The sequence below is a fragment of the Planctellipticum variicoloris genome, assembly GCF_030622045.1.
Classification (GTDB): Bacteria; Planctomycetota; Planctomycetia; order Planctomycetales; family Planctomycetaceae; genus Planctellipticum; species Planctellipticum variicoloris.
Genome location: NZ_CP130886.1, coordinates 4,324,419 through 4,343,589, shown reverse-complemented (window position 1 = coordinate 4,343,589; position 19,171 = coordinate 4,324,419). Strand labels below are relative to the sequence as shown.

Genomic DNA, 19,171 nt, shown 5'->3' with positions numbered 1-19,171 from the left:
CACCGGCCATCCTGACGATGTGACAAATCAAAGCTGGCCGGTGAAACCGGCCCTACGACGGCACGTCTCCGTGCGCCCCCACCCACGGCCCAATCGCCCTTTCCGGCACCCCGCCCTCCACCACTTCCGTCTCAAACTCCCGGAACCCGCGGGCCCGATATGCCGCCAGCGCATGCGGCGCATCCAGCGAGCAGGTATGCAGCCAGACCCGCCGGCCGCCAAACTGCCACGCCCGCCGCACGCAGTCCGTCAGCAGCGCCCCGCCCAGTCCCTGGCCGATGAACTGCGGCAGGAGGCCGAACGATACGATCTCGACCGTCTCTTTCGGCTGCAGCTCCATCTCGCAATACCCGGCCGGCGTCCCATCCACGTACGCGACCCACGTCTCCAGCTCCGGCCGATCGAGCCAGGCCATCCACTTCTCCCACGTCCACTCCAGCCGCATCGTCCACCGCCAGTCGCCCCCGACCGCCGTGTAGAGAAATCGGTTGAACGCCGGGCTGGGGCGTTGCGCCTGCATCAGCAGGTACGCCAGCTTCGCCGGCCGGGCCGGAACAAGCTGGTCCGGGGAGGTCATTTCGACGTGGTGGATCGTGATGCGGGTCAGCATGGGGCATCGCAAATCAAGGTGTGGCGGGGGCTTCGTTCTTCAGCCGACGCCCTTCGCGCAACAGCCACCAGACGCTGTACCCGCCGGGAATCATCGGAAGAATCGCCGTATAGAGCCCCGGGAAATAGTACCGGCCCGTCAGAAAGTAGTAGTGATTCGGCATGTCGGCGATCGTTTTGCCGTTGATGACCGCGGTGATCGCCTCGGGATTGGTCGGCTCCAGCGCGGGCCGGATCAGCGGAAAGAGGAAGTGCGTGAACTCCGCAATCCCCGGCCCGATGAAAATGAACCACGCCATGAACGCCGCCAGCGGCAATCGCAGCAGCAGTCCGATCGCGGTCAGGTAATACAGCGTCGGCAGCGCGAACACGAAGATCGCGGTGAACCGGCTGGTCGGAAAGGCGATCTCGAACAGCCGGCTCATCGACGGCCCGAACAGGCAGTCGTGCTCCTCCAGCATGTGGACGTGCAGCGCCGCTGTCGTCAGCAGAAACAGAATCGCCACCCGCTGCGGCTGAATCGGCCGCCGCAGATTCGTCATCCGCCAGCAGAGGAACCCCGCCATCGCGGAGCCGCCGACAATCATCGTCGGCGGGAGCCCGACATTGACCTTCAGCGCCGCCACGAAGGCGACGATCAACCCCAGCGCCACGGTCTGATGAAAGACCTGGGACGAACGCGAGTAGAGGAATTCGTCGGAAAAGAGGACAGACATGTGCGGCGGCTCGATGGGGCGGCGGGATGTCTGATTCAGAGAACGCCGACGGGGAACTCCGAGAAGTCGTGATAGCCGAACATCTCAATCTCCGCGCCGTGGTCCCGGGCAAGTCGGCGCAGTTGCGCCAGACTGGATCGCCTGAGCCGGTCGTCGTCGGCCCGTTCCGCAGCCAGGGCCGAGACTGGATGGTCGTCCGTGGCAAGTTCGGCCCGCAGGTAGTATGCATCTCCGACGTGCAGGACCCATCGCGACCCCTGCTGGATGGCGACGCCGCAGTGTCCGAGCGTGTGCCCGAAGAGCGGAATCATCAGAACCTCGGCGTCGAAACCCAGCGACAACCTGCGGGACTCAAGGCCGAACCAGCGATCGGCCGATGCCCCGTACCCCTTCCAGTTCGGACCATGCGTGAAGTGCTGCGGCAGATAGCGCCAGTGTCCGGTCCCGAGATGGGCCAATTCCTCGTCGGAGACATGAATCGTGGCCTGCGGAAAGTCGGCCAGCCCTCCGGCATGGTCCGGATCGATGTGAGTCAGCACGATCTGAGTCACGTCCTCGCCCCGGAAACCGAGCTTTTCGATCTGCCGGACTGCGGTCTCGCTCTCCTGGAATTGAAAGCCGGCCATATCGATCAGCGGCTGCCCGATCCGTTCCAGCGGCGCCGCGACGTCCAGCAGCCCGATCCCGGTTTCGACGAGCGCCAGGCCGCAGGGATCTTCAATCAGAACGCAGTGGCACGCAGCTCTGGGTTGCGGCGGAGCGTGCAGGGTGCCGCCGTTGAAATGGTGCAGGATCGCCATCTGCTCTTTCCCGATGTCAGGACTTCTTCCGCTCGGTGTCGCCGCGGAGTCTGATGCGGCGCCAATTCTGGTCCAGTTTCAGGGAGAGAGCAATCCGACGCCGGTCAGGGCAGGGGGCGCGCTTCCGCGAGTTTGCCGCTCAGATCGAAGTACAGCAGGTATTTGCCCCCCGGACCTGTGCCGGGAATCGGACTGTTCGCGCGCCGACCCGCCTCAGCCTCCTCCCGCTCTACGGTCCACTTTGCGAGAATGCCGACCGCATACGCTTCACGACCCCGCAAGGCGTCGGGCGACTTCACTTCGACGCCGATGAGATCAGGGAACTTCGTCCCGGGAGTCACAACCCCACGCAGCGCCACCAGCCGACCGACGTGCCGTTCAACTTCATTGAAGTCCGTGAGGACCGGCACGTCCATGCCGAGAACGCGCCTCGTCTCCGTCGTCGGGGAACTCTGCCGGGGATTCTCGGCAGCCGACCGTTCGAAGGAGAACCACAGGACCGCAAAGAACACCAGCGGTACGCCAACTCGGGATTTCATGGTGCGGCGCCTCGAAAATGCCGGAACCTTGGTAACGGCGCTCTTACTCGCTGGCATCCGGCGCTATCGCCCGCCGGCCAGTTCGATGAACGTGCCTGTCGTATAGGAGGCCTCATCTGACAGCAACCACAATATTGCGCTGGCGACTTCTTCTGGCTGCCCGCCCCGTTTCATGGGAATCGAATCCTTGATCCGGTCGACTCGTCCCGGTTCGCCGCCACTGGCGTGAATCTCGGTGTCAATGAACGCCGGGCGGACGGCGTTCACGCGAATTCTCTCGCCCGCCACTTCGCGCGACAGACCGATCGTCAGCGTGTCGACCGCTCCCTTCGACGCGGCGTAGTCGACGTATTCGCCAGCGGCTCCCAGCCGGGAGGCCGCCGAGGAAACATTGACGATCGCGCCGCCGCGACCGCCGTGTCGCGTCGACATCCGGCGGATCGCCTCGCGGGCGCACAGAAACGAACCGGTGACGTTTGTCGCCAGAATGCGGTTGAGTCGAGAGGCGTTCATCTCTTCAACGCGCATCTGCGTCTCGAGAATCCCAGCATTGTTGACCAGAGCCGTGACCGGACCCAAAAGGTCATCAACCTTCTGAAACAGGGAAACGACGTCGACTTCCGAAGCGACATCCGCCGCAACGGCAATCGCCCTTCCGCCGGCCGCCGTGATCTCCGCGACGACTGCATCGGCGGCAGGCCGGCTGCGATGGTAGTTTACGCAGACCGCGTATCCGCGGGCCGCCGCCAGTTTTGCCGTCGCAGCACCGATGCCGCGGCTGCCGCCAGTGATGATGAGGACGTTCTGCATTTCGGAAGACATTCAGGGGGGAAACGGAGCCTGAGGTTCAGTGAGACTTGCAGCGTGCCGGTCTCTTTCTTCGGCACATGGGCGATTCGCCAGGCACATACGGCGAATCTGGGTGCAATGCGCCGCGGCATTTTCGCGAACCGGGCGACTGGTTCGGAATTGTCTTCGAGCATCAGCGGCAAGGATATGTTAGAGATTGCGCGCGATCACGGAATGTCGTGTGTTTTTCGCGGTCGCCATCGCGCTTTAGCACGCGACCTTAATCGTTAACCGGCTGAATTAACAACTCCGCTCGGGGATACGCATTCATTGAGGCGGGTTTCCCGGGCTCGCTGGCGACAAGTGTTAGCAGACCAATCTCTCCTGGTTCCAGATGGCTTTGATCGCGTGTCGAACCATGAACGAACAAGGTTTTCTGAGTTGGGGCCAGCCCGGCCAGCGGGACAGCAACGATTGTCGCGATTCCGCTCGGCGAGCAGTCCGGCAGATCGAGACGGTACTCGGCTTCCTGTCCTCCATTCAGAAGAACGCCCTCAAGCTTGCGATCCCGTCGCAAAAACGACGCTCGGAGAATCACGGGGCCTTCAGCGCCGTGGCGAAACGGAAAGCGGTGGAGCACTCGCGGCGTATGGTCTTTGGCCTCAATCTCCCGCAGCACCACCTCGAACTTCTGGTCTTCGGGGAGTTGCGTTTGAAACTTGTAGATATTGAGCCCCGTTGCGCTGACAAGATCGTCCGCATCAATCGGAAGTCGTTCGAGCGATGCGACTGCCTCCTTTTCGGCCGCAAGGGTGACGTCCCCGACCGTCAGTCCGGCAATCGCAGTCACGAATAGCACTGTGAACGTCGCAGAATGCTTCATCGGGAATCTCCTCGGACTCAGGGCGCGAGAAATCAAGACGGTCACTCAACGCCCAGATTATCTGGCCGAATGTGAGTGTCAATCGGAATTGGCGCCGCTTCGAACCGATTGATTGCAGAGTCTTTGGCTCAGGTCGTGGCAAGACCGAATGCCCCCGACGCTACGCCACGTCGTAAGTGCTCTGCACGAATCCGCTCGCGTAACTCTGCGTCTTCACATGCCGGAGCGAAATGTCGTCGGACAGCGGGCCGAACAGCGGGATTCCCTGGCCCAGCAGAATCGGCAGATGCGTCAGCGTGATCCGATTCACCAGCCCCGCGGCGAGGAACTTCTGCACCGTCTGCCCGCCGTCGAGATAAACGTGCTCGATCCCTTCGGTCACAAGCTGCGCCAACACCTCCGCCGGCGCGCCATTCGCCAGCGTCACGGTTGCGGGCAGATCATCCGGCAGGGCGGCGAGCGTCGAAGACAGAACGACCACGCGCTTGGCGTCATCGAACGGCCACGCGCCGAACGTCAGCACCTTCTCGAACGTATGCCGGCCCATCACGATGGCATCGACCGAGTCCAGAAAGTCGTAATAGCCGTAATCCTCCCCATCGGAATCGGGAAAGGCCGTCAGCCAGGCGATATCTCCATCCGGACGGGCAATGAACCCGTCGAGACTGGCCGCAATATAAACCGACACACGCATGGAAGACTCTTCGTCGCCGAACTGGCCTCAATGTAGGGCAGGCTCCCGCCTGCCGATGGGGACTTGGTACTGTCAAGAAGTGTATCAGATCAGCGGACCGGTGGGGGAATCGGGAGCCGCATTCCCCCCGAACTCGCCCATCACCCCGGCGAGCCCCCCTCGGTCTGGCCTCAATCCATGTCCACGCCGTACAATCTGGCCGCCGCACAAACGACACCACTGGACTACTAGACGCGGAAAGCCGGCAGCGATCGGCTCCCGCTTCGCCTGCTGACGATCTCCACCCATGTTGATTCGCACCGAGGAATCCGTGACCGAGCACGTGGCCTGCACGGCGTGTGCCTGCGTGTGCGACGATCTGCGCATCACGGTCGCCGACGGACGGATTGCCGGGCTCTCGACCGACTGTCCGCACGCCGTCGCGTGGTTCGCATCGCACGAGCCTTCCGCCGAGCCGGCCGCGGTCGTGCGCGATCGCCCGGTCTCCGTGACCGAGGCCGTCCAGGCGGCTGCTGAGATTCTGCGCAAGGCGCGGGCGCCGCTGATCTATGGCCTGTCGCGGAGCAGCACGGACGGACAGCGGGCGGCAGTGGCGCTCGCGGATTTTCTGGGAGCGACGATCGACACGACGGCCTCCGAAGGGCACGCTCCATCGATCCTGGCGCTGCAGCAGTCGGGGGAATCGACCTGCTCGCTGGGGGAAGTCAAGAACCGGGCGGACCTGGTGATCTACTGGGGATCGGACCCGGTCGTGTCCCATCCGCGGCATCTGGAACGGTATTCCCTCGAACCGAAGGGGGAGTTGATCCCCAACGGACGGGCCGACCGGACCCTGGTCGTCGTCGACGTCGCACGGACTGCCACGGCGGAACTGGCCGACGTCTTCATACAGGTCAAACCCGGCCGGGACTTTGCGGCCCTCTGGACGCTCCGTGGTCTGCTGCAGGGAATCGAGCCTGCCCCCGGAACAGAGACCGGCGTGCCGCTGGAAACGCTCCGCGATCTGGCAGAGCGGATGAAAACGTGCCGGTCAGGCGTGATCTTCTTCGGATACGGCGTCGCCCGGCAGCCCCTGGGACATCGCAACGTCGAGGCGCTGCTCCGGCTGGTGATCGATCTCAACGCCTTCACCCGATTTTACGCCCGCCGGATGCGCGTCCTGGGAGACGTCTCGGGGGCCGATAATGTTCTCTGCTGGCAGACAGGATACCCCTTCAGCGTGAATCTGGCGCGGGGCTATCCGAGGTACAACCCGGGCGAGTTTTCCGCCGGGGATCTGCTGGCGCACGGCGAAACCGACGCAGTTCTGTTTGTCGGCACGGACCGCATCGACACGTTTCCGCTAGCGGCGCGGGAGCGCCTGACGCAGATCCCGACCATCGTCCTCGAACGGGCGAACTGCGAGCTGCCGGTGACGCCGACCGTCCGCGTCACGACCGCAGTCTACGGCATCCATCTGCCGGGAACGGCGTACCGGATGGACGAAGTCCCGATCCCGCTTAGAACGACGTTGCCGCAGCAGGCGCCGTCGGATGGCGACATCCTGCGTGCGATTCTGGCGGAGCTGCAGGGGGAGAAGTCTGAAACACCAAGTTCCAAACACCAGATCTCAAGTTCGCGATAACTCTGGCTCATTGGGTGTTTGAGATTTGGCGTTTGGAGTTTGAGCTGGCTAAGTCGTCGTCTCGCTCTCCGCAGCTTTCCCGGCGGACTCGGCGGTCGGTAGTTCGAGTCGCAGTCGGAGCGCTTTCCGCTTGTCCGCGGCGAGGATGGTGATGTTGAGAAGTTCCCACGGGACGACTTCTCCAACACGCGGGACGCGACCGAGCTGCGAGAAGACGAAACCGCCGATCGTGTCAAACTCGCCGTCTTCGGGCAGGCCGAAATCAAACCGACGGTTGAGGTCGTCGAGGTGCACGCGGGCGTCGACTTCGACTTTGTGCGGCGAAATCTCGTGGACCTCCTCGACGGTTTCGTCGTCGTCGTCGTCGTATTCGTCGTCGATTTCGCCGACGATTTCTTCGAGGATGTCTTCCATCGTCGCCAGTCCCGCCACGCCGCCGTACTCGTCGAGCACGATGGCAATCTGCACCTTCTGGCGTTTCATCAGTTCCAGCAACGCCGAGATCTGCGTCGTCACCGGGATGTAGAACGGCTCCCGCAGAATCTCCTTCAAGGTCGAAGGCGAAGTCCCGACAAGCTCGGGACCCAGCGCCTTGAGAAGGTCCTTGGCGTAGAGGATTCCCTGGATGTCGTCCGTCGATTCCCCGATGACCGGGATTCGGGAATGCCCGGCCTCAATCAGTTTCAGCCGGGCTTCTTCGAGGCTGCTTTCGACGTTGATGCAGTACATTTCGGTGCGGGGCGTCATGATCGCGCCGACATCTTCGTCCTGGAGCTCCATGACGCGATAGATCATGGCGCTGGCGTCCGAACCGACGAGGCCTTCCTTCTCCCCCTCATCAACGACCGTGCGGATTTCTTCGTTGATGACCGAGGCGTCGTCTTCCTCGGGATTCCCCCGGCCGGCCAGGCGGTGGGCGGCGTGATCGAGAATCCGGGCCAGCCACAGGGCCGGCGCGAAGAGCAGTTGCACGAACCGGATGACGGGCCAGAACTGAAACAGGAACGGCTCGCTGGCGACGCGGGCGACGGTCCAGGGGAGGACATCGGCAGCCAGCACGATCAGCAGGCCGCCGACCGCATACTCCAGCAGGCAGAGTGCGATTTGAACCGCCCGGTCCGGAAGATCGCGGGCGGGCCAGCCGATCCAGAGCCACAGCCCGATTCCGAGTCCCAGCGTGGAGGCGGTCAGGAGGAGCTCGAGACCCAGCAGGGCGGTCTCCTGCTGAGTGAGAATCTGCCGGAAGCGATCGGGAATCTGCCGGCGTTCGCAGATCTCTTCAAGGCGGCTGTAAGCGTAGTCCTGCAGGGCATAGCAGCCAACGGCGCTCCAGCAAGCGAGGAGCAGCAAGACCACCAGAAGCACCGGTAACATCAGCCCCGTCCGCCAGGAAGGAATTGCGCCGGCCGCCATCCGTCCGACATGTCAGGTTGTTCGTCGACGATCATTGATGCGTTTCCGCGAAAGGTCACGACTGCAAGCCCGCCAGAGGATCGACCGTCGCTGTGGAAGGATCGAAAAGTCCAAGTTCCGTCACGAGTTCGCGTTCCCGGATCCGCATCAGCGGCCGGGCGTCGTCAGTCAGATCGTCATAACCGCACAAGTGCAGCATTCCGTGGACGGCATATAGTATCAGTTCCGCGCCAGGACTCCAGCCGTGTTGCGAGGCGTCCCGAGCTGCCGTGCTGACGCTGATAACCAGTTCCCCTTCCAGCGGAAAACCGGCAGGCCAGGGGGATTGGGGGCGATTCGGGGGAGGCTCGGAGAGCAGGAAGCTGATGACGTCCGTCGGAGAGTCATGATCCAGAAACTCGCGGTTGACGCGATGAATTTCCAGATCGTCGACAAGGGCGACGCTGATCTCCGCTTCCTGAACACCTTCCTGGATCAGCACATGCGTCAATGCGCGGCGCAGTCCGGGTTCGTCGCAGGGAAGAAGATCCTGACGGTTGACGATGTCGATCTGAAACTGAGGCGGAGTCACGCGGTCTTCTGTTCCGGGTACTTGATCCGGCCGTGGTAGATGCCGATCAGCGACTTGGTCAGGGAGTCTTCGACAATCGCCAGCTCGCTGAGCGTCAGCGAACTCTCATCGAACTGGCCGTCCAGGAGCCGCTTGATCGCGATTTCATGAACGAGGGTCTCGATCCGGCGAGGCGTCGGATCGCTCAGAGTCCGGCTGGCCCCTTCGACGGCGTCGGCGATCATCATCACCGCCGCCTCTTTGGACTGCGGTTTGGGGCCGGGGTAGCGGAAGGCGGCTTCTTCGACGGCGGCACGGAGGTCTGGGTCGGCGCCGGCAGCTTTTGTCGCGGCATGGTAGAAATACTCAACCAGCGTCGTGCCGTGGTGCTGTTCGATGAAATCGATCAACGGCCCGGGGAGGCCGTGCTGTTGCGCGAGGTCGACGCCGTCTTTGACGTGGCCGATGATGATGAGGGTGCTCATGGCCGGCGCCAGGTGCTCGTGCCGGCTCCCCTGCCCGGGGAGCATGTTCTCGACGAAGTACTGGGGCTTGAGCATCTTGCCGATGTCGTGGAAGTAGGCGCCGACGCGGCAGAGGAGGCCGTTGGCGCCGATGGCGTCGGCGGCGGTTTCAGAAATGGTGGCGACGCCGATCGAGTGGTTGTAGGTGCCGGGCGCCCGACGGACCAGCTCCTGCAGCAGCGGGTGACTGATGTCGCTCAATTCCAGCAGGCTGATGTCGGTGACCACCCCGAACGTCTGTTCCACGAACGGCAGGCTGCCGGCGACCAGATACCCGGCGGCGAGACACCAGCCGGCGCCGCGAAGCGCACTGTAAAGAAGTTGCTGATCCGCCCAGAGCGTTGAGAACTGTTGAGTCCCAATCGCGCTGACTCCCCAGGTGACGACGAAGAATGTGACGGCGGTCCCAAAGCCGACGAGCACCAGCTTGGAACGGGAAGCGACCTGTTGTAACGGAACGACGGCGGCGGAGACGGAGGCCATCAGAATCACAAACTGATCGACGGACCCGCCCGTTGAGAGCGTTACGACCAGGCACATCGTAAACCCGGCGAGGGCGCCGAGGACCTGGTTGTAGGCGATGGACAGAACCATGGCGGTGCAGAGGATCGGGATCACCTCGGCCCGCCAGGGATCGACGCTGAGCCATTGGGCCAGGGCGATGGTCGCGGTGACGACGGAAAGCAATACCGTCAGACGTCCGATGCTGGTGACGAGCCGGGGTTCGTTTCGAACCAGGTGATAGCCGATCATGCTGCCAAGGACGAGCAGCAGAGCCACGACCGTGACGATCCGGACAATCCGCTCGCCGAACGGGATGCTGCGTTCGATGGCGTCGTACTGGGCGCGGAGGACGTTCAGGTTTTCTTCCGTCAGCCGAGAGCCGGGGGCCACCAGGACGGAACCCCGTTTGTAGGAATCGCTGATCGGTTCCGTGGTCAGTCGGGCGTCGTCGACGGCCTGGCGGGTCAGCAGTTCGTCGTATTGCAGCGTGACCGGAGTCGAGTTGAGGAGCCAGCGTTCGAGCACGGGCTGCAACTTGACGATGGCGGGGTAGGACTTCCACATGCGGCCCAGCCGCCCCGAGGGTTTGAGCGTTTCGGCCAGCAGGGCATCGCCGATGAGAATCTGCCGCAATTCCTGCGTCGGGCCGTCACGATCGACAATCGTAATGTGCTGATCCGGCTGCAGATCGCGACGGGTGGTTTCCGCGGGATCGAGAACCCCGAACTCGCGCAGGCTGGAGGTGAACTGGTCGAACTCCAGCACGACCTCGTCGATTCGCTGCTCATCGGTTTTGTCGGGGCCGATCGCGTCCTTCAGGAGTTTCCAGTCCCGTTCCTGCTCGGGAGAAATCGACGCAGGCGTTTCGGCTCCGACCGGCGTCGACAGGCCGAACTTGGCGCGAGTTTCTGCTCCAAGTTCTTTAAGGCTCTGTACTTCCGCAACTTCAAAGAGCTGGCTGCGGAGAATATAGCGCAGATTCCAGAGCGGTTCGGCGTCCAGCACGAATACGGGAGGAACGCGGTCTTCGACCGCCAGAAGAGCCAGATTGGTTTTGTCTTCGTTGACCCGTTCAAAGTCGATCTTTGCGAGAATTCCGTTTTTGACCAGATCGCCCTGGTGAAACGGGAACGGCATCCGCCAGGAGCCGATCGACAGCGCCAGCAGTCCCAGGAACAGGGTGCAGACGCAGATTCGCAACAGCACGTCGGTATTGCTGAGCTGGCAACTGACGCGCGTCACCAACGACGAATTCGCCTTCAGGCTGGCGGCCTTGGCGGAACGCGTACGTCGGGGCTGGAAGATCGGCATACCGTCGAACTCGAAGGACTGCGACAATCGGCTGCCATGTCATGCAGCGTCCGGCTGCATGGCACTCAGCTTGAGGAAGTCGCCGAAATCAATATCACAACGCTTCTGGAGTGGTCTCCGGCTCCGAATCGGAACTGACGGGTTCGGAGCGGATTGCCGCGGGGGGACTGGAACTGCGGACTGCCGGCGGCCGTTCGGTGCGGTCCGCATCGTACGCCGCGACGATCCGGCGCACGAGGGGGTGCCGGACAATATCGCCTCCGGACAGGGTCACCGTGGCGACGCCTGGCACTCCCTGCAACCGGCGCATCGCGTCCAGCAGACCGCTGTCGATGTGTTCGGGGAGGTCGGTCTGAGTTACGTCGCCGGTGACGACGATCTTGGAATGGTGCCCCATGCGGGTCAGGAACATCTTCATCTGTGTGAGCGTCGAATTCTGGGCCTCATCGAGGATCATGAACGTGTTGTTCAGCGTCCGTCCCCGCATGAATGCGAGGGGGATGATCTCGATGACGTCCTTGTCGATGTACCGCTGGACCTGATCGAAATCGAGGATGTCCCCCAGGGCGTCGAGGAGCGGCCGCAGAAAGGGGTTCACTTTGGCCAGCATGTCGCCGGGCAGGAAGCCCAGCTTTTCGCCGGCTTCGACGGCGGGACGGACCAGGACGATTTTGCGGACCTGTTCCCGGCGGAGGGCGTTGACCGCCATGGCCGTGGCGAGGTAAGTCTTGCCGGAACCGGCCGGCCCGGCGCAGATCACCAGATCGTGTTTGCGGATGGCCTCGACGTACTCCTGCTGTCCGGCGCCGAGCGGACGAATCTTGCGGGCTTTGTGGAAGACGTCAATCTCGGAGCCTTCCGTCGCCGCGGTCCGGGGCTGATTGCGTTCCAGGATGTGGTCAAAGTCTTCGTCGGGGAGATAGCCTTTGCGCGCGATGACTGTTCTGAGTTCTCCCAGAATGGCTTCCCCGCGCTCGACCTCGGATGCTTCTCCGCTCAGGTGCAGTTCGTCCCCCCGCAAAACGACCTCGATATGCAGCATGTCGCGCAGACGACGCAGGTTGCGGTCCCGGGCGCCAAAGAGGTTGCGAACTTCTTCGTGATTTCGAACGTGAACGCGACTTTCCGTCATCTCGTCTTCCAGGGGTCGGCGGCAAGTTCCGCCGGACAGAAACCGTAGTGATTGTACCTTCGCCGCCCTCCCGCCGCAAAACTTCTGGCGTCCGGCTGGATGGAACGGCGGGTTTTGCTGCGGGAGGGGGGGAACTGCGGGTTGACCGATCCGTCTGTTCGTCAAAGTTTCTCCAGCCTGCCGGAACGGTCAATTTGTCGAATGCGAAGTGGATCTCTCCGGGGTTTGCGGGGTGTAACGGTCGTGCTCAAGTCGCGGACGACTGCAGCACGATGTGATGTTTCAGAGACTGGGTGTGGCGCCGACCAGGGACTGGCGGCGCGGCGCCCGCGGATCACAGGCTGCAGACGCAGACGATCGGTTTCGCAATGGCGGGATCGGTTTGTCTCGTTGCAGCGGCGGACAGGGATGTTGGTCATGTATGAAGCGTTCTTCGGTCTGCACCGCCGTCCCTTCGGGGCGACTCCGGATGCCTCATGCTTTCTCTCGCTGCCGGCGATTCAGGGGATCCTGGATGAGCTGGTCGTCTGCGTGGAGCAGGGGCTGGGGATTGCGGTTGTGACGGCACCGGCCGGGGCCGGAAAGACGTTGCTGTGCCAGAAGCTGTTGAGCGAGCTGGGACCGGAGCTGGTCCCGGTCTTCGTGCATCACGGGAACTTCGACAGCCGGAAAGCGCTGCTGCAGACCATCCTCTGCACTTTGGACAAACCCTATCAGCGGCCTTCGAATCAGGAGTTGCGGCTGGAGCTCGCACCGGTTCTGAAGGGCTTGTCCCGGCAGGGGCGATCGCTGGTGATCATCTGCGACGAGGCGCACGTCCTGAGTGAATCGCTCCTTGAGGAGCTGCGGATCCTGACGGATCAGTCGGAAAACGGGTCGCCGCTGGTTCGGCTGGTGTTGTGCGGACAACCGGAGCTGGACGAGACGCTGGCCGCTCCATCGATGCGGGCGCTGAATCAGCGCGTCCGGGCGCATGTCCACCTGGAGCTGCTGACGCGGGCCGAGTCGCGCGAGTATATCGATCACCGAATCACCTGGGGCGGGGGACGGACCGACGAGATTCTGTCCGTCGAAGCGCTCGAACTGATGGTCGAAGCGGCCGATGGTTCGCCGCGGTGTCTGAATCAGCTTTGCGATCACACGTTGCTGCTGTCGTATGTGCTCGAACAGAAGCCGGTGCCGGTCGAGACGGTCCGCGAGGCGCTGGAGGATCTGCAGCAATTGCCGTTGCAGTGGAATGTCTCGATGCGCCACCGCGAAGCGCCGGGCGCCGCCGTCAACGAAGATTGGGAGTCTTCGGGAGAGTTCGCGTCGGCCGAGTCCGGTTCCAACGGCATGTCGGCGGTTGAATTCGGAGTCGGGATCGCCGACGAATCCGCGGCCGCCTTGTCGGAGAGCCAGAATCGCGACGTGTCGGAAGCTGAAATCAGCGAAACCGGAGCCGTGCCTGCAGCATGGGAGACCTCTGCGACGGGGCAGGAACCGCCATTCGCGGCTGCCGAGGAATTGTACGGGGAGGAACGGGTTGTCGACCGTTACGCGGCGCTCGATGCCGGGCTGAACCCGGAGGAACTGTTTCCGGCTCCGGTGGAGCTGGAGGACACCGCGGAATTGGAGGAAGTTCGGTCGGAATTCCACGAACCCGGGGACTCGGTTGCGGAGCTTGACAGCCTGCTGCAGGACGAGACAGAGCGCGCGTCCCTGGGCTCGCCCGGCGTCGGCAGTCTGGAGCACCAGTTGGGCTCCGAGGTTCTGGGTCTCTATCAGGATATGCAACGGACGCTCGATCAGCGTGCGGTGCGTCTGGACCGGGGGCTCGATGACGACGACGACGAGGATTCCGAGCACTTGACGCCGCAGTTCTTTTCGATTGAGACCGACGAACCCCTGCCGATGTCGGACGGTGCGCTGCCGGGGAGCGGGGAAGTCGAGCGGCCCTATCGGAATCTGTTCAGCCGGCTCCGGCGGAAGCAATTCGAGGAGCAGTAGCCCGCATGATTCACCACCCGGCTCTCGTCGCTTCGGCGTCGCAGCCGGTCAGTGAGCAGGCGGCGGTCGAGCGACGATCTCCGCCGCGTGCAGGGACAGCCGGACAAAAGTCACGGACGGACGAGGACGTCCATCCTACGGAAGTCGCCCTACGTACGGTGGACGTCCTCGTCCGCCGACGGAATCGTTTCCCGCCCGGCGACGATCTCGCGCGGTCGCCGGACAACTGGGCCGGGGGGGCCTCGACTTCGATCCGCCTTTGGGGGGAGGAAGTCGAGGACAAACGAGACTTCCAGTTTTCACGTGTGACAGTTTTCGCGTGTGAGCAGAGCGCTAAGCCCGTTTTGCCGCAAGGATCGCGGGGGCGGCTTCGAGCGCCTCTTTGACGAGGCTGCCCATTTTGGGGTGGGTCGGCTCAAAGTCGGCCGGAAGCCCTTCCTCGGCGAGTGTTTCGGTGCAGGTCGGGCCAATTGAGGCCAGGACCATCCGGGAGGCCGCCGTCCGCCACTCCGTCAGAACCCCCAGGTCCGCGGCGACTTGAAGCACATGCCGGACCTGTTGAGCGCTGGTGAACATCAGGACGTCGAATTCTCCCCCGATCGACGCGCGAATGGCCGACTGCAAGGGGGCGATGTCGGCCGGAAGCTCCCAGCGATAGACTGGCACGGGAGTCACGATCGCCCGCCGCTCCTCGAGGGCGGAATAGAGCTGAGCGTTGGGCTGGCCGTATTCCTGAACGGCGACGCGGCGGTTGTCCAGGGGGACGTGGGCGTCCAGCGTCTGCAGCAGTTCTCGCCACGTGTTGGGCTCCGGGACGCGGTGATCGATGCGAACTCCCCATTCCCGCAAAATGGTCGCGGGCTTTGGTCCGCGGACGACGGTGATGCAGTTCTGCAGGGCGGCGAGAAACTGCTCGCGCGGAAACTTGAGTTCGACGACGTCCAGCAAGGCTCGTGCACCCACGCCTGTCAGGAACACGACGACGTCGATCCCGCCCGAGAACAAGAGTTCGGCGAAGTCGAGAGCTGCGGGATTCTGGTCAAGCGGGATCTCGCGCAGCGACGGGGCGATTGTGGCGTGGCCACCGAGCCGCACGATCAGCGACTGCATCTCGGGGCCGCGGCGGCTTTCGAAACTGCAGACGCGAAGCATGAGCATCAGCCTGTGATCGACGTGGAATTTTCAAAGCCCGACGGGCACGAATTCCAGTCTAACGCTGCTGGCCTGAGAACAGGAGCACGCTGATGTCTGACAGCCGTCCGCCAATGAAATAAAACAGGCCGGCTGGAAGCATAGGCGCTCGCCCGATCGCAGTCCGAAGACTGTTCTCGGCTACACCTCCAGCCGGCTCTGTGCTCAGGGATGCGGAAACGTCAGCAACTGCGGGAATACGGGAGAACTGCGTTGATCCGTTCAGAACGAACGGGGATCGACGTGCCGTTCTTCAATGTCGTCAGTCATGCGTAGCGAGCATTATCGCTGCGACTACGGTTTCTGCAAGAATTAATTGGGACGGTTGCGACGGGATTGCGCCAAGACCCCGTTGAACGGCGGCTTGCCGCAGCGCAACCTCGTAGAAGTACTGGTTCTCGCAGCAGAACATCGCTCATTCTCCGACCGGTCGGGAATCTTGCGTTCAGGCGTTGTGGGGTCCAAAGAGTTGGCGCGACCTTCGAGCCGGACTCTTGCGGCTCCTGAGGAACACGCCCGTTTTGTGTTCGGAGAAATGAGTTGCCGACGGGTGACGGGGGTCGAGTCTTCAAGCCCCCAGGATTGAAGCCAGTCTACATTCACTGGGGGCGGTCGCAGACGCCCGACCCCAGCCACCCGTCCTCCGCTGAGCCTGCGTTCCTCCCCGACGAGTGCTCCCGCGGAGCGGCCACCCTTTAGTCGGCCGGCCTGTTCTGGCCATACTGGAGCTGGCGAAAAGGGCGTACTGGATCGCGTTCGCCATCTGGTGTGGAATGAGGAACTGGCGTGAACGCTCGGGAAATGATTCTGCTCGGCACGGGCACCAGCCACGGCGTGCCGATTATCGGGTGCCATTGTCCGATCTGCCTCTCCGGGCATCCGCGGAATCAGCGAACGCGGAGCGGCGTGGCCGTGCGGGCGCCGGAAGGAACATTCCTGATCGACACCTCTCCCGAGTTGCGAATTCAGTTGCTGCGGGAAAAGGTGGAAATGGTGCACGCCGCCATTTTCACCCATAGCCACGCCGACCATATTTTCGGACTCGATGATCTGCGGCTGTTCGGATATCGGATGACGCACGCCGTGCCGTTGTACTGCGAGGAAATCGTCGAACGGCAGATCCGGGCGGCGTTCTCATACGCATTCTTGCCCCCCAACCCGGAGCTGCACATGGGGGCGCTGCCGAAGCTGGAGTTGCGGCGGATCGGCCTGGAGCCGTTCGAGCTGCTGGGACTGACGATTCAACCGCTTCGGCTGCTGCACGGGACGCTGCCGGTGCTGGGATTCCGGTTCGGGAACGTCGCGTTCTGCACCGACGTCAGCGAAATCCCGGAAGAAACCTATCCGTTGCTGGAAGGGCTGGATGTGCTGATTGTCGATGCGCTGCGGGAAAAGCCGCACGCCACCCACTTTGGCATTCCGCAGGCGCTGGCCGTTGTCGAACGGGTGCGACCGCGGCGGACGTATCTGACGCACGTGTCGCATCATCTGGACTACGAAATCACCAACGCCCGGCTGCCGGAGGGAGTGGAACTGGCGTACGACGGGCTTCGAATTGAGTATTGACGGATTTTGCCGTGGCGGGGACGATCAGGATTCCATGATCGATCAGGAACAGGCTCTCTCTGCGTACGTCCAGCTCGCGCTCGTTTCTCACGAGAAGGGGCAGCGCCCGGCGAGGGATCGCTTTCTGCTGCTGGCCGGCGCCGCCGCATGCCGGGCCGGCGTCCTCGCCGCTGCGGAACGCTGCCGGCAGCTCATCGTGGCCAGCAGCCCCGGACACCAGCTCGTCGAGTACGACTCGTTTCCCGACGCGATGCGATCTGCCGACTTCCGACTGCTGATGGACCGCTGGGAGAAGAAGTGCCCGTACGAGCTGGCCGAGCATCTGCTGCTGCAGCTCGGACGGACGCCGCGCGGCGTCGACGAGAGCGAACGTGTCGACGAGTTCGTTCTGAACTGCCTGGATGAAATCGAACCGGGCGGATAGGCCCGGAATGCCCGCAGACGCCTCAGGGCGCAGCACAGGCAAGAATGTCCGGGCCAGAGCGTTCGAGCGGACTCGACTTACTTGGTTGGGTGGGACAGACATTTCTGTCTGTCCAAATTCGTTCCGCTTGGCATTAATAACGCGGGACTACCAGATCGCCATCCGAAGGCGGCAACTGGGACAGCCGGCGGCCGGACTGTTCGGCAGGGGCTGCGGGATCGACCATCGACGTGGACCGGTTCAGCGGCGATCGCCTGTAGGGGACGAATTTCTTGCGTTCCTCGGCGGATTCGGCTTTTTCCGGCGCTGCGGGGCGGGCGGGTCTGGGTTCCGATTCCATGGCGGAACTCCGGTCGGGCGTCGGGACGAGCGGCGTAGCGGCGGCGGGAATCGATTTTGAGGAGCCGTCGGGAATGACGAGTTGCATGCCGACGCGCAGATCGTTGGCGTCCTTCAATTGGTCCCGATTGGCTTCGAAGATTTCGTGAAAGCGGCTCTGGCTGCCGAGGTACTTCCCGGCGATGCTCGACAGGGAGTCCCCTTTCTGCACAACGTGTGTCCTGGCGACGGCATCGGCCTTGCGGGGCGTACTATTCGCCGGCCGACCGGCGCCATCGATCAGCGGGGAGAATTCGAGCTGAATCGGCTCCGGCGCGGGCCCCGAGGGGCCGATCGCCGGCGGCGCCGCATTGGCGAACGGATCTTCGTCCGAGAACTCCAGCCGGGCTCCGCCGGTCGTCGGCGAATCGGTTTCGGGACCGAGCAGAGTCGGGCCGTCGGAGACCGGCTTGGCGGCGGTCCGGGTGACTTTGCCGGCGCCTTCCGCGCCCGGGAGGTAGGGGCTGGAATCCTTTTCGGCGATTTCGGCGTCGAGTGAGGCGCCGTTGCGGAGCTGCGGGGCTCCCGAGCGGGCCGGGGGTTCGTTTCGGAAGAACAGGGCGGCGACGGCGCCGACCAGCAGGACTCCGAGAGCGAGACCGACTTTCTGATCGCGAGGCATGGGTGTGCTTTCCTCAACGTGGAACTTGTCCAACTTGAGGGATCGGCCAGGAAAAGTCGGGAATCCGAGTGGAAATGGCCTCTTCCAAGCATCTGGAGCGATCGCAAGGAGTTTGCGACGGTCTGCTCGGTTCTGTGGCGGGACCCCTCAAAAGATGCCCAAAAGAGTGAGCGCGCGCCTTGCCAATCGCGCCGGTGGGAGTATGCGGGTTGTACCGGGGAAGAGAATGACTCTCGCAAAGGCGTGGAGGGGGAGGCGTTCGCAGAGAACTGTGGTGTCGCGGGCCTGGGTTACGGATTGAACTCGCCGGACCTGAAGAGTTGGCGCGACATATCGGAATGTCTTTGAGTGATCGCTACGGAACGGGTATGGTGGAAGGAGCAGTAGCGCAAAGCGAGCTCTCCGGGCAACGTACAGGAATGAGGTGGAATATGGCGGTCGATTGGATTCTGGTGGCGGATCGCGGACGGGCGCGAGTGTTGCATGCGATTCCTGACGCGACGGTCTTTCCGACGCTGGTCACGTTTGTGCATCCGGAAGCGGACATGAAGCGGAGTGATCTGGAAAGCGATGCTTCCGGACGCACGCGACAGCCCGGCGAAGCACGGACGGCGCTGGAGCCGCACACCGATCACAAGCATCTGACGGCCGAGCGATTCGCGCACGAGCTGACGGAGCACCTGGAAAGGGCTCGCCAGGAGGGGCGATTCGAACGGCTGTTTGTGGTCGCTCCGCCCCTCTTCCTCGGCGAATTGCGGAAATCGTGGAAGCATCCGCTGGCGGCGATGGTGGCGGGGGAAGTCGACAAGGACTTATCCGGGCTGAGCGATCACGAACTGATGGAGCATCTGCGAAGCGTGGTCTCCGGCGCCGGAAAATAATCCGGCGGAGGAGGGATTCGGATGGATGCTGC

18 protein-coding genes are annotated in these 19,171 nt (G+C 63.1%); 5 read left to right on the top strand and 13 right to left on the bottom strand.

Annotation, left to right across the window (positions count from 1 at the left end):
• Positions 1-52: 52 nt before the first annotated feature.
• The 7 genes from SH412_RS16875 to SH412_RS16845 form a co-directional block, all read right to left on the bottom strand.
• Complete coding sequence (locus SH412_RS16875; RefSeq protein ID WP_336519189.1) at positions 53-610, bottom strand: GNAT family N-acetyltransferase; 558 nt, start codon at positions 608-610, stop codon at positions 53-55.
• 13 nt (positions 611-623) lie between these two features.
• On the bottom strand, positions 624-1,325 hold the full coding sequence (locus tag SH412_RS16870; RefSeq protein ID WP_336519188.1) for a hypothetical protein: 702 nt from the start codon (positions 1,323-1,325) through the stop codon (positions 624-626).
• A 35-nt stretch (positions 1,326-1,360) separates the two neighbouring features.
• On the bottom strand, positions 1,361-2,125 hold the full coding sequence (locus SH412_RS16865) for an MBL fold metallo-hydrolase (protein ID WP_336519187.1): 765 nt from the start codon (positions 2,123-2,125) through the stop codon (positions 1,361-1,363).
• Between the two features lie 104 nt (positions 2,126-2,229).
• Entirely contained in the window at positions 2,230-2,664 is a 435-nt protein-coding gene (locus SH412_RS16860; RefSeq protein WP_336519186.1) for a hypothetical protein, read from the bottom strand.
• Between the two features lie 63 nt (positions 2,665-2,727).
• A complete protein-coding gene (locus SH412_RS16855; protein WP_336519185.1) occupies positions 2,728-3,474 on the bottom strand; it encodes an SDR family oxidoreductase in 747 nt (248 codons plus the stop codon).
• A gap of 259 nt (positions 3,475-3,733) precedes the next feature.
• A complete protein-coding gene (locus tag SH412_RS16850) occupies positions 3,734-4,336 on the bottom strand; it encodes a hypothetical protein (RefSeq protein ID WP_336519184.1) in 603 nt (200 codons plus the stop codon).
• Between the two features lie 160 nt (positions 4,337-4,496).
• The gene (locus SH412_RS16845) at positions 4,497-5,030 is read right to left on the bottom strand and encodes a dihydrofolate reductase family protein (protein ID WP_336519183.1); all 534 of its coding nucleotides are present in this window, start codon (positions 5,028-5,030) and stop codon (positions 4,497-4,499) included.
• A 286-nt stretch (positions 5,031-5,316) separates the two neighbouring features.
• On the opposite strand from SH412_RS16845, the gene SH412_RS16840 reads away from it, so the two are divergent.
• Positions 5,317-6,654, top strand: a complete 1,338-nt coding sequence (locus SH412_RS16840; RefSeq protein WP_336519182.1) for a formylmethanofuran dehydrogenase subunit B — start codon at positions 5,317-5,319, stop codon at positions 6,652-6,654.
• Between the two features lie 48 nt (positions 6,655-6,702).
• Here SH412_RS16840 and SH412_RS16835 read toward each other — a convergent pair whose 3' ends face one another.
• The 4 genes from SH412_RS16835 to SH412_RS16820 form a co-directional block, all read right to left on the bottom strand.
• Positions 6,703-8,028: a hemolysin family protein gene (locus tag SH412_RS16835; protein ID WP_336519181.1), complete on the bottom strand. Its 1,326-nt coding sequence runs from the start codon at positions 8,026-8,028 to the stop codon at positions 6,703-6,705.
• Between the two features lie 94 nt (positions 8,029-8,122).
• Positions 8,123-8,638 carry an rRNA maturation RNase YbeY gene (ybeY, locus tag SH412_RS16830; protein ID WP_336519180.1) on the bottom strand — a complete coding sequence of 172 codons (516 nt, stop codon included), beginning with the start codon at positions 8,636-8,638 and terminating at the stop codon, positions 8,123-8,125.
• Positions 8,635-10,983, bottom strand: coding sequence for an HD family phosphohydrolase (locus SH412_RS16825; protein ID WP_336519179.1), 2,349 nt, complete (start codon positions 10,981-10,983; stop codon positions 8,635-8,637). Before SH412_RS16825 ends, ybeY begins: the two co-directional genes overlap by 4 nt.
• A gap of 67 nt (positions 10,984-11,050) precedes the next feature.
• A complete protein-coding gene (locus SH412_RS16820) occupies positions 11,051-12,088 on the bottom strand; it encodes a PhoH family protein (protein ID WP_336519178.1) in 1,038 nt (345 codons plus the stop codon).
• A gap of 417 nt (positions 12,089-12,505) precedes the next feature.
• Here SH412_RS16820 and SH412_RS16815 point away from each other — a divergent pair, with 417 nt between their 5' ends.
• A complete protein-coding gene (locus tag SH412_RS16815; protein ID WP_336519177.1) occupies positions 12,506-14,077 on the top strand; it encodes an ExeA family protein in 1,572 nt (523 codons plus the stop codon).
• Positions 14,078-14,410: 333 nt separating this feature from the next.
• On the opposite strand, the gene SH412_RS16810 is transcribed toward SH412_RS16815, so the two are convergent.
• Positions 14,411-15,235, bottom strand: a complete 825-nt coding sequence (locus tag SH412_RS16810; RefSeq protein WP_336519176.1) for a uroporphyrinogen-III synthase — start codon at positions 15,233-15,235, stop codon at positions 14,411-14,413.
• A gap of 834 nt (positions 15,236-16,069) precedes the next feature.
• Here SH412_RS16810 and SH412_RS16805 point away from each other — a divergent pair.
• Positions 16,070-16,834 (top strand): MBL fold metallo-hydrolase, encoded by a 765-nt coding sequence (locus tag SH412_RS16805; protein ID WP_419555816.1) that lies wholly within the window; start codon positions 16,070-16,072, stop codon positions 16,832-16,834.
• Between the two features lie 34 nt (positions 16,835-16,868).
• Positions 16,869-17,258, top strand: coding sequence for a hypothetical protein (locus tag SH412_RS16800; protein ID WP_336519174.1), 390 nt, complete (start codon positions 16,869-16,871; stop codon positions 17,256-17,258).
• Between the two features lie 133 nt (positions 17,259-17,391).
• On the opposite strand, the gene SH412_RS16795 is transcribed toward SH412_RS16800, so the two are convergent.
• Positions 17,392-18,258 carry a LysM peptidoglycan-binding domain-containing protein gene (locus SH412_RS16795; protein WP_336519173.1) on the bottom strand — a complete coding sequence of 289 codons (867 nt, stop codon included), beginning with the start codon at positions 18,256-18,258 and terminating at the stop codon, positions 17,392-17,394.
• Positions 18,259-18,689: 431 nt separating this feature from the next.
• Here SH412_RS16795 and SH412_RS16790 point away from each other — a divergent pair, with 431 nt between their 5' ends.
• Positions 18,690-19,139, top strand: coding sequence for a host attachment protein (locus SH412_RS16790; protein WP_336519172.1), 450 nt, complete (start codon positions 18,690-18,692; stop codon positions 19,137-19,139).
• Positions 19,140-19,171: the final 32 nt, after the last annotated feature.

Bases quoted from the DNA above. Each gene is read 5' to 3' on its own strand.
- SH412_RS16820 (WP_336519178.1), bottom strand. From the start codon at position 12,088: ATGACGGAAAGTCGCGTTCACGTTCGAAATCACGAAGAAGTTCGCAAC.
- SH412_RS16845 (WP_336519183.1), bottom strand. From the start codon at position 5,030: ATGCGTGTGTCGGTTTATATTGCGGCCAGTCTCGACGGGTTCATTGCC.
- SH412_RS16805 (WP_419555816.1), top strand. From the start codon at position 16,070: ATGATTCTGCTCGGCACGGGCACCAGCCACGGCGTGCCGATTATCGGG.
- SH412_RS16855 (WP_336519185.1), bottom strand. From the start codon at position 3,474: ATGCAGAACGTCCTCATCATCACTGGCGGCAGCCGCGGCATCGGTGCT.
- SH412_RS16875 (WP_336519189.1), bottom strand. From the start codon at position 610: ATGCTGACCCGCATCACGATCCACCACGTCGAAATGACCTCCCCGGAC.
- SH412_RS16865 (WP_336519187.1), bottom strand. From the start codon at position 2,125: ATGGCGATCCTGCACCATTTCAACGGCGGCACCCTGCACGCTCCGCCG.
- SH412_RS16850 (WP_336519184.1), bottom strand. From the start codon at position 4,336: ATGAAGCATTCTGCGACGTTCACAGTGCTATTCGTGACTGCGATTGCC.
- SH412_RS16870 (WP_336519188.1), bottom strand. From the start codon at position 1,325: ATGTCTGTCCTCTTTTCCGACGAATTCCTCTACTCGCGTTCGTCCCAG.
- SH412_RS16860 (WP_336519186.1), bottom strand. From the start codon at position 2,664: ATGAAATCCCGAGTTGGCGTACCGCTGGTGTTCTTTGCGGTCCTGTGG.
- SH412_RS16790 (WP_336519172.1), top strand. From the start codon at position 18,690: ATGGCGGTCGATTGGATTCTGGTGGCGGATCGCGGACGGGCGCGAGTG.
- SH412_RS16815 (WP_336519177.1), top strand. From the start codon at position 12,506: ATGTATGAAGCGTTCTTCGGTCTGCACCGCCGTCCCTTCGGGGCGACT.
- SH412_RS16810 (WP_336519176.1), bottom strand. From the start codon at position 15,235: ATGCTCATGCTTCGCGTCTGCAGTTTCGAAAGCCGCCGCGGCCCCGAG.
- SH412_RS16840 (WP_336519182.1), top strand. From the start codon at position 5,317: ATGTTGATTCGCACCGAGGAATCCGTGACCGAGCACGTGGCCTGCACG.
- SH412_RS16835 (WP_336519181.1), bottom strand. From the start codon at position 8,028: ATGTTACCGGTGCTTCTGGTGGTCTTGCTGCTCCTCGCTTGCTGGAGC.
- SH412_RS16800 (WP_336519174.1), top strand. From the start codon at position 16,869: ATGATCGATCAGGAACAGGCTCTCTCTGCGTACGTCCAGCTCGCGCTC.
- SH412_RS16795 (WP_336519173.1), bottom strand. From the start codon at position 18,258: ATGCCTCGCGATCAGAAAGTCGGTCTCGCTCTCGGAGTCCTGCTGGTC.